The organism is Salmonella sp. NW884 (genome assembly GCF_051700745.1).
In the GTDB taxonomy this organism is placed as follows: domain Bacteria; phylum Pseudomonadota; class Gammaproteobacteria; order Enterobacterales; family Enterobacteriaceae; genus Salmonella; species Salmonella enterica.
On record NZ_JAMMDE010000008.1, the window covers coordinates 216,258 to 223,527 of the forward strand.

The following is a 7,270-nucleotide window of genomic DNA, read 5'->3' on the forward strand; positions in this document are numbered from 1 at the left end:
TTAAGGTGAAAGCCGCGGTGCACGAACACCAACGGCTTTCGGGTGCAAATACGTCCGGTAGTTGCGGAGAGCAGTATGTCAAACACCGCTGAAATTTACAAATTCCCCACGCAAGAGGGGAAGCAGGAGAGTCGCATGGCTGAACTGGAGAACGGCTATTTGCGTTTAGCCAACCAGATCCAGGATGCCCTGTGTATCGTCGAGCTATCAGGCCGCGAATTCCGCGTTCTGAACGCTATCGTCCGTCTGACCTATGGCTGGTCCAAAAAGTCGGACAGGATCGCCAACAGCCTCATTGCGGACAAAACAACACTGAAGGTGAAGCACGTTTCAGAAGCGGTACTGAGCCTCGCTTATCGGAACATCATCATCCTGCGGCGCATTGGGCAAACCAGATACATTGGGATTAATACCAACCTGGATAAGTGGGCCTACACAAAGCCAAATTGCACAAGATGCCCAGCGGCTTTCCCGGCTGCTGAAGTTGTCACATGGGTTATTTCAATCCCTGAAGTCAGTCATTACCAGCCCCAAAAACAGGGATGGTTATCCCTGAAAACAGGGATGGTTATCCCTGAAAACGGGGATGGTGAAAATAACCGTCAAACCATCCCTGAAAATGGGGATGGTTATCCCCGAAAACAGGGAAAGGGATCCCCGAAAACAGGGAACACCAAAGACATTCTTCCAAAGACAAATATAAATACAGATCTAACCCCCTCTAATCCCCCAAGGGGAAAGGTTAAGTTTGACCCGCTTGGTGTGCCGATCCCTGAATGGCTGGATGCAACCTCTTGGGAGGAATGGGTCACATACCGTCGCCAGGCCGGTAAGCCCATTAAAACCGAGATGACAGTGACCAAGGCTTTCAACCTGCTGAAAGAGTGTCTGGACGAAGGCCACGATCCGGTAGCCGTTATAAACGCGAGCATTGCCAATGGTTATCAGGGCCTGTTCAAACCGAAATTCGCCTTTGGCGGCAGCAAGGCTGGCCGGGACGTGAACCAGATATCCAAGCCTGACAGCAAAATTCCACCGGGTTTCAGGGGGCATCAATGAAAAACGTAATGGGTACTGGCAGCGCACTCGAGCGCCTGAAGAAAATCATCCCGGCCAGTGTTCAGCCAAAATTCACCAGCGTTGAAGAGTGGCAGGCGTGGCAGGAAACCGAAGGTCGTAAGCGGTCCGGCGAAATCGACAAGATGAACCAGCGCGCCCGCTCAGAAAAGATTTTTGGTCGTGCCGGCATCCAGGCACTGCATCGCAGTTGCTCGTTCGCGAATTACGAGGTGAATGGGCCGGAGCAGCGCCAGGCATACAGCATGGCAAAAAGCTACGCGCAGAACTTCGGAGGCGGCAGTTTCGCAAGCTTTGTATTCAGTGGAGCGCCAGGAACCGGTAAGAACCACCTTGCCGCGGCAATTGGTAATCACCTGCTGGGCGCTGGCCACTCGGTTCTGGTGGTGACCATCCCTGACCTGATGCTCCGTGTTCGTGAATGTTACGACGACGGACAGTCCGAATCGTCACTGCTTAACGACCTGTGCAATGTTGATCTCCTGGTGCTGGATGAGGTCGGTATTCAGCGAGGATCCAGCGGCGAGAAGGTCATCATCAATCAGGTCATTGACCGCCGACTCTCCTCGATGCGTCCGGTTGGCATTCTTACCAACCTGAATCACGGCGAACTGGTCAACACCCTGGGCGCGCGCGTTATGGACCGTCTTCAGATGGATGGCGGTATCTGGGTGAATTTCAACTGGTCAAGCTACCGCAAAAACGTGTCGCACCTGCGTCCTGTTAAATAATTTCGAAAGGAAAGCTATGGAAACCGTAATTCAAGCACTGGAAAAAATGGGCCTGGCGACTTACCGCGAAGTGGCAGCTCGTCTGGATATCGACCCGGTTGATGCGCTTACCATGTTACGTGAACAGCGTGACCAGGGGTTATGTGATTTTGGCGATGGTGGCTGGTTCATCGGCACCGTTGCAAAACAGCCGCAACAATCAACGCCAAAAGCTTCAATGAGTCAGGCCCCGCGCTTGAAAGGTGCGGAGCCGGAGGAGGTTGATCCCGATGTCATCCGCCAGCAGCTGCGTGATAACGGGGCAATGACCACCGTATCGCTGGCCGCGGCCGTCAATCGCAATGCCCGAGGGATGGTCTCTGTACTTCGCGCGCTGGAGCGCCAGGGCGTTGTGATGAAGAACGGGAAGGGCAAAGGCGTAACCTGGTCGCTGCCGGCGTCCTCGGTAAAACCGGAGCCAGAACCTGCTGCTGAATTTGTACCCGCAGTCAGTGCTGAGCCTGAAATGGCCGCTACCAAGCAGCAGAAGGATATCGCGAAGATTATCAGGGAGATCCCCTCATTCACCGAAGGGCGCGTAACTGCCCAGACCGTTCCGACAGTTCGGGTGATCTCCCGCGAAATTCGCCGCACAAAAAACAAGCTGGCGAGCCTGGAGAAATTGCGCGATGCGGTGCGTGTAGTTGGTCGGCATAAAAATCTCGTGCAGCAGCTGGTAAACGCGGAGGTGGCGAATGGCAAGGCCTAAGACCCAAGAGGAACGCAGCCTGTTCATCGCTTGGATCATCGAGATGGTGAAAAAGTATGGCCACGCAACGACCAAAGACATCGTCGAAATGTTTGGCCTGCATCGCACCACCGCAGAGAAATACATCCGAGTTGCGGTGGAGCGGGGGAATCTCATCCGTCACGGCCGGTGCGGCATTTTCCGCGACCAGCGGGCAGTAATTGATTATGACCTGAAGCGTTATAGCTGCAACAAGACAACCGGATTTTCAGCGCTACCGGCACTGGAGAAAAGCCAGGTAATGCAGGTTTATGGAGCATCCAAAATGAGCATCAACAAGGGGGTAGCCCAATGAGCAACATCGACAAACAGGCGCTACGTGAAGAGTTCCGCCTCATGCAGGCGCACTATAGCGACCCAGCAGACCGTGCACGACAGGTTATTTATATCGCCGCAGAGGCGCTGCTGGATGAGCTGGATAAAAAACAGCAATACATCAAACTCCGCGACCAGGAGAACGAGGATATTGCGCTTACGGTTGGGAAGCTGCGAGTTGAGCTGGAACATTACAAATCACGTGAAGAGCGAGTTACAAAGCTGGTTCTGGATAACTCGACAAGCTGGGATGTTCTCTACGAGAAGCTGGAAGCCGCAGAACGGCGAATAGCAGAACTGGAGGCGCGGGCTGTCAACTTACCAAAACGCAGCGTTGATGAGGTCATGCACCTGAGCGGATTCAGCCGGGATTACGCCGAGGGTTGGTGCGCTGGCAATGACAATGCGATACACGAAATACGCGCCGCTGGCATCAAGGTTAAGGAGTCGTGATGTCACAGCAAACTATTTTGGACGTGTGTTGCGGCTCTCGCATGTTCTGGTTCAACAAACAGGATTCCCGCGCCGTGTTCGCCGATATCCGCGCCGAAGAGCATACCCTGTGCGACGGTCGCCGTCTGGTTATCAGTCCTGACCTCATTGCTGATTTTCGCGCGCTACCGTTTGCTGATTCGTCGTTTCCGGTTGTGGTGTTTGATCCGCCTCATCTGGAACGTGTCGGTCAAACGGCCTGGATGGGTAAAAAATACGGTCGCCTGAATAAAAAAACATGGCGCACCGACATTCGCGCCGGGTTCAAAGAGGCGTTCCGTGTATTGCGGTCACACGGTGTACTCATTTTTAAATGGAATGAAACGCAGATCCCGGTTAGCCAGATTCTGGCGCTGACGGACGTGAAACCAATCATCGGCCAACGAACCGGCAAGAACGATAAAACCCACTGGATTATTTTTGTGAAGGACTAACCCATGACCACTATTACCAATAACAAACTAACAGACGAACGCGTTTCAAATGCAACACTGATTCGGCTCATTCAGTGGGCTGAACAGCACAATAGCCATTATGTTGCAGCGGCCCTGTGTGAGCTACAGGAACGCCGCAAGGCTGATAGCGAGCCAGCCGGATACCACGTCATCAAAGAGTGCGGAAAGGTTGGCTGTAGTGTTGCAACACTTGAGGAAGCTGAGAAAACTCGGGATTTCTGGAATAAAAAGTGGATTATCAGGCCGTATTTCTACTCCGCAGCGCCAGCGCCGGTAGTGCCGGAGGAAATGCCAAAAGGTCTGGCTGGTCAAATTGTCAGTCTGCTGGCGCATAACATTGGCGATAAGTTCCTAGCTCAGAAAATATGGAACGCCTGCCGCTCCGCCATGCTCAACGGAGGTAAATCGTGAAACACCTACATGCCGGTCCTGTGATCGGCACTAGTGCAAAATCAAAAAATACGAATCAGTGATTTGTAATCAACATTTCTTAGGTTTGTAGATATGCGAATAATAACCAGGAAGAAACCTGCGTTCACTGACCTGTACCAGACTGGTGTTCTGACGCGTATAGCAGCCGTTAAGACTGACAGTGGCGGCTGGCGCCTGTTTGGAGTGTGGCGTGATCAGGATATCGCTGTATTTGTGGAAGCGGCGCGCGGCGGCATCCGGGAATGGTCCGGCTTAAATTATCTGGCTGAGTTTGTGTTCAGTTGTGGCATTAGCCTCTGGGAGGTTCACAACAAGACAGAAAGGAAAACTCCGGCATGAAGTGTTGCGTCATAACCCATTACCGCGGGTCAACCCAACAAGCCCCGCATATGCGGGGCTTGTTGTTGAAGCAGGGCGGGATTGGGTCGATTAAAATCTGAGCGCTACATTCAGAGGGGGCGAAATACTACAGCAATCTTTGTTGTCATGCATTCCAACTAAGCCATGCATTTTGTGCAAAAAGTGCTATTTTTGCCATTCTTGAAAGCTCAAGTCGGATCATAGGCCCCACCTATCTCCGCTGAACGTGATATTACTTTACTTATACCCGTGGGGTAATATCGTCGAAAATGGTGCTAACTTGCAAAGTGGCCACAATAAAGTTCGTCGAACATGCATCTATCTTCAGACATGGACCCATTGCTCAAATATGACGAATGGTATTAAATTGTCCTCAACCACTCCAAGTGGTGATGAATTCTTTGGATGTGTTTACATCCTACAATTTGAGAAAGCACTGCCAAACGTGCATGAGGATGATAATCATGGGTCACGCATTAAAAAAGGCAGATCGCTTGTACATTCCGCCTCGTGACAAATCCACGGTGGCGAAACCTCGTGCAGCGATCAGCGAAGCATGTTCACATACTGGTCAAGTTAAAAACGCCTTTGAGTTTGGGTTTGCTCGTTATGAGAAGGCGATGGAAGAACTTTCAAAGGTCTGAGTAGAAACGGATGACGATAGAGTATGTTGAAGGAGTCAATTATCTTTCGATTGACGATATCGTTTACATCAACAGGTCTCTGATCGAGACTCAGACGCCAAATGAGCCAATAGGTGTACTGAATCCGAACAACCTCAGTTCTTCACAGTCCCGACCAAGTACGATTCGATATTATGAGCAGACAGACGATATGTTTCGCCTGTCTGCTGTTCTTATTGAAAGCCTGATCCAGAATCATCCATTCGCAAATGCAAACAAACGCACCGCCATGATGGCTGGTTACGTATTTCTATTGCTGAATGGATATGAGCTTACAGCACCCAGTGATGAGGTCGTAACCATCGCAGAGGGTTTGGCTCGTAAGGATTATTCAGTGGAAGACCTAGAAAATTGGCTATGCCACTGGTCCCGAGAGTACGATTCCAGAACGTTATGTGCAACAGGCGGAAATTCGCTTCAGGTTCTCGTGGCGACTTCACACTACATCCGAATCGTATCGAAAAACTGAATCCGCTGAGAGGCGGTTATTTGGCCGACCAATACTGAATTATATAACCCGCTTCGGCGGGTTTTTTTTCGCTTTCAGCCTTTGCCTAACTGATTTAGTAAATTCCGAATACTCGGAAAAACTCTTCCTATACAAGGGCATGGCTTTTGCAAAAAGTGCTATTCACCTCTTGAATGTTATTTCTAACAGGTGTACTGTGTTTATATACAGTAGTTAAATGTAGAGGGAATTATGAGAATTGAACTTGTTATCAGCCGGACAAAACAGCTTCCGGAAGGTGCCGTTCCTGCGCTTGAAAAAGAATTAATTACCCGTCTCCAGAATCAGTATGAAAACTGCAACTTAACCATCCGTCGAGGCAGTCAGGATGGTCTGAGTATCGTCGGTGCTGCTGATGGCGATAAAAAACGTATACAGAGCATTCTGCAGGAAACGTGGGAAAGCGCTGACGACTGGTTTTATTAACATTGCGCTTAATGCTGGCGCGCATTTTTCAGAATACCGCAATTTGCGTATCCCTTTGATGCTGCTGCCGACAATTTCTAATCGCGTCTGTATGTCGCTCAGGGGGATTCCGTGGAGGGTGTAGTTCAGTCAGATCTGCGAGTGACCATAACCGATGGGAAAGGAAGGGAGTTGCTGTCCTTCAAGTTGGGGACGGAAGAGCGCTATATAATTTCCACCAAAGATAGCTCCATAACTCACAGAAAACTAAGCAGGGATGATCGTTACTGGTCTAAAGAAACCATTATGGAAGTTGTAAGGGAAATGGCTTCTAAAAATTGACTTGTCACTACGTACGCAATCATAATTATTGAGCTGGCCTGAACAACCAGCAACCTGACCGCGATGCGCCACGGAGTGGACACCATGGCGCAGTTACAACTCATTAAGCAGTCCTCAGGGATCCTGATCCCGGCTACGCCGGAGACCAGCGATATTCTGCAATCAAAAATTAAACTCGGCGCCGTGCTGGTGGCTGAGTTTCGTCAGGTGAGGAATCCTGCATTCCATCGCCGCTTTTTCGCGTTGCTTAATCTTGGGTTTGAATACTGGGAACCCACCGGCGGCGCCATTTCTGCCAACGAGCGCAAACTGGTAAACGGTTATGCAAAGTTTCTTGCTGCATATGGCGGGAATGAGGGCGCATTACTGGATGCGGCTGAACAGTATCTGGAACAGATTGCAAACCGCCGGGTAACAAACGGAATTAGCCTCTGTAAATCTTTCGATGCATACCGCGCATGGGTGACGGTTGAGGCTGGTCACTATGACGCCATCCAGCTACCTGATGGCACCCTCCGCAAACATCCCCGCAGCATTGCTTTTTCCAGCATGGATGAGGTCGAATTTCAGCAGTTGTATAAATCCGCGCTTGATGTGCTCTGGCGGTGGATTTTATCACGTACATTCCGTACTCAGCGCGAGGCCGAGAACGCCGCCGCCCAGCTCATGAGCTTTGCGGGGTG

10 protein-coding genes and 1 pseudogene are annotated in these 7,270 nt (G+C 50.8%); all 11 read left to right on the forward strand.

All coding sequences use genetic code 11. The features are described from left to right. Positions 1-75: 75 nt before the first annotated feature. Positions 76-1,059, forward strand: a complete 984-nt coding sequence (locus tag NA197_RS17780; RefSeq protein ID WP_058803847.1) for a replication protein — start codon at positions 76-78, stop codon at positions 1,057-1,059. Then, a complete protein-coding gene (locus NA197_RS17785) occupies positions 1,056-1,808 on the forward strand; it encodes an ATP-binding protein (protein ID WP_058803850.1) in 753 nt (250 codons plus the stop codon). Before NA197_RS17780 ends, NA197_RS17785 begins: the two co-directional genes overlap by 4 nt. A gap of 16 nt (positions 1,809-1,824) precedes the next feature. Next, the gene (locus NA197_RS17790) at positions 1,825-2,556 is read left to right on the forward strand and encodes a DUF1627 domain-containing protein (RefSeq protein ID WP_371062086.1); all 732 of its coding nucleotides are present in this window, start codon (positions 1,825-1,827) and stop codon (positions 2,554-2,556) included. Next, entirely contained in the window at positions 2,543-2,890 is a 348-nt protein-coding gene (locus NA197_RS17795; RefSeq protein ID WP_058803853.1) for a DUF977 family protein, read from the forward strand. The genes NA197_RS17790 and NA197_RS17795 overlap by 14 nt, the downstream gene beginning before the upstream one ends. Continuing rightward, a complete protein-coding gene (locus NA197_RS17800; RefSeq protein WP_058803855.1) occupies positions 2,887-3,363 on the forward strand; it encodes an ead/Ea22-like family protein in 477 nt (158 codons plus the stop codon). The genes NA197_RS17795 and NA197_RS17800 overlap by 4 nt, the downstream gene beginning before the upstream one ends. Then, the gene (locus NA197_RS17805; RefSeq protein ID WP_058803857.1) at positions 3,363-3,836 is read left to right on the forward strand and encodes a class I SAM-dependent methyltransferase; all 474 of its coding nucleotides are present in this window, start codon (positions 3,363-3,365) and stop codon (positions 3,834-3,836) included. The genes NA197_RS17800 and NA197_RS17805 overlap by 1 nt, the downstream gene beginning before the upstream one ends. Positions 3,837-3,839: 3 nt before the next feature. Beyond that, positions 3,840-4,127: pseudogene (locus tag NA197_RS17810) on the forward strand (DUF551 domain-containing protein); the annotation flags it as partial. 986 nt (positions 4,128-5,113) lie between these two features. Next, a complete protein-coding gene (locus NA197_RS17815; RefSeq protein WP_016156674.1) occupies positions 5,114-5,293 on the forward strand; it encodes a hypothetical protein in 180 nt (59 codons plus the stop codon). A 10-nt stretch (positions 5,294-5,303) separates the two neighbouring features. Continuing rightward, positions 5,304-5,801, forward strand: a complete 498-nt coding sequence (locus tag NA197_RS17820; protein ID WP_058799674.1) for a type II toxin-antitoxin system death-on-curing family toxin — start codon at positions 5,304-5,306, stop codon at positions 5,799-5,801. Between the two features lie 231 nt (positions 5,802-6,032). After that, positions 6,033-6,266, forward strand: a complete 234-nt coding sequence (locus NA197_RS17825; protein WP_001217669.1) for a DinI family protein — start codon at positions 6,033-6,035, stop codon at positions 6,264-6,266. Positions 6,267-6,671: 405 nt separating this feature from the next. Then, the coding region (locus NA197_RS17830) for a DUF1367 family protein (protein ID WP_052920990.1) at positions 6,672-7,270 on the forward strand (599 nt) is incomplete at its 3' end.

Bases quoted from the DNA above. Each gene is read 5' to 3' on its own strand.
- NA197_RS17780 (WP_058803847.1), top strand. From the start codon at position 76: ATGTCAAACACCGCTGAAATTTACAAATTCCCCACGCAAGAGGGGAAG.
- NA197_RS17785 (WP_058803850.1), top strand. From the start codon at position 1,056: ATGAAAAACGTAATGGGTACTGGCAGCGCACTCGAGCGCCTGAAGAAA.
- NA197_RS17790 (WP_371062086.1), top strand. From the start codon at position 1,825: ATGGAAACCGTAATTCAAGCACTGGAAAAAATGGGCCTGGCGACTTAC.
- NA197_RS17795 (WP_058803853.1), top strand. From the start codon at position 2,543: ATGGCAAGGCCTAAGACCCAAGAGGAACGCAGCCTGTTCATCGCTTGG.
- NA197_RS17800 (WP_058803855.1), top strand. From the start codon at position 2,887: ATGAGCAACATCGACAAACAGGCGCTACGTGAAGAGTTCCGCCTCATG.
- NA197_RS17805 (WP_058803857.1), top strand. From the start codon at position 3,363: ATGTCACAGCAAACTATTTTGGACGTGTGTTGCGGCTCTCGCATGTTC.
- NA197_RS17815 (WP_016156674.1), top strand. From the start codon at position 5,114: ATGGGTCACGCATTAAAAAAGGCAGATCGCTTGTACATTCCGCCTCGT.
- NA197_RS17820 (WP_058799674.1), top strand. From the start codon at position 5,304: ATGACGATAGAGTATGTTGAAGGAGTCAATTATCTTTCGATTGACGAT.
- NA197_RS17825 (WP_001217669.1), top strand. From the start codon at position 6,033: ATGAGAATTGAACTTGTTATCAGCCGGACAAAACAGCTTCCGGAAGGT.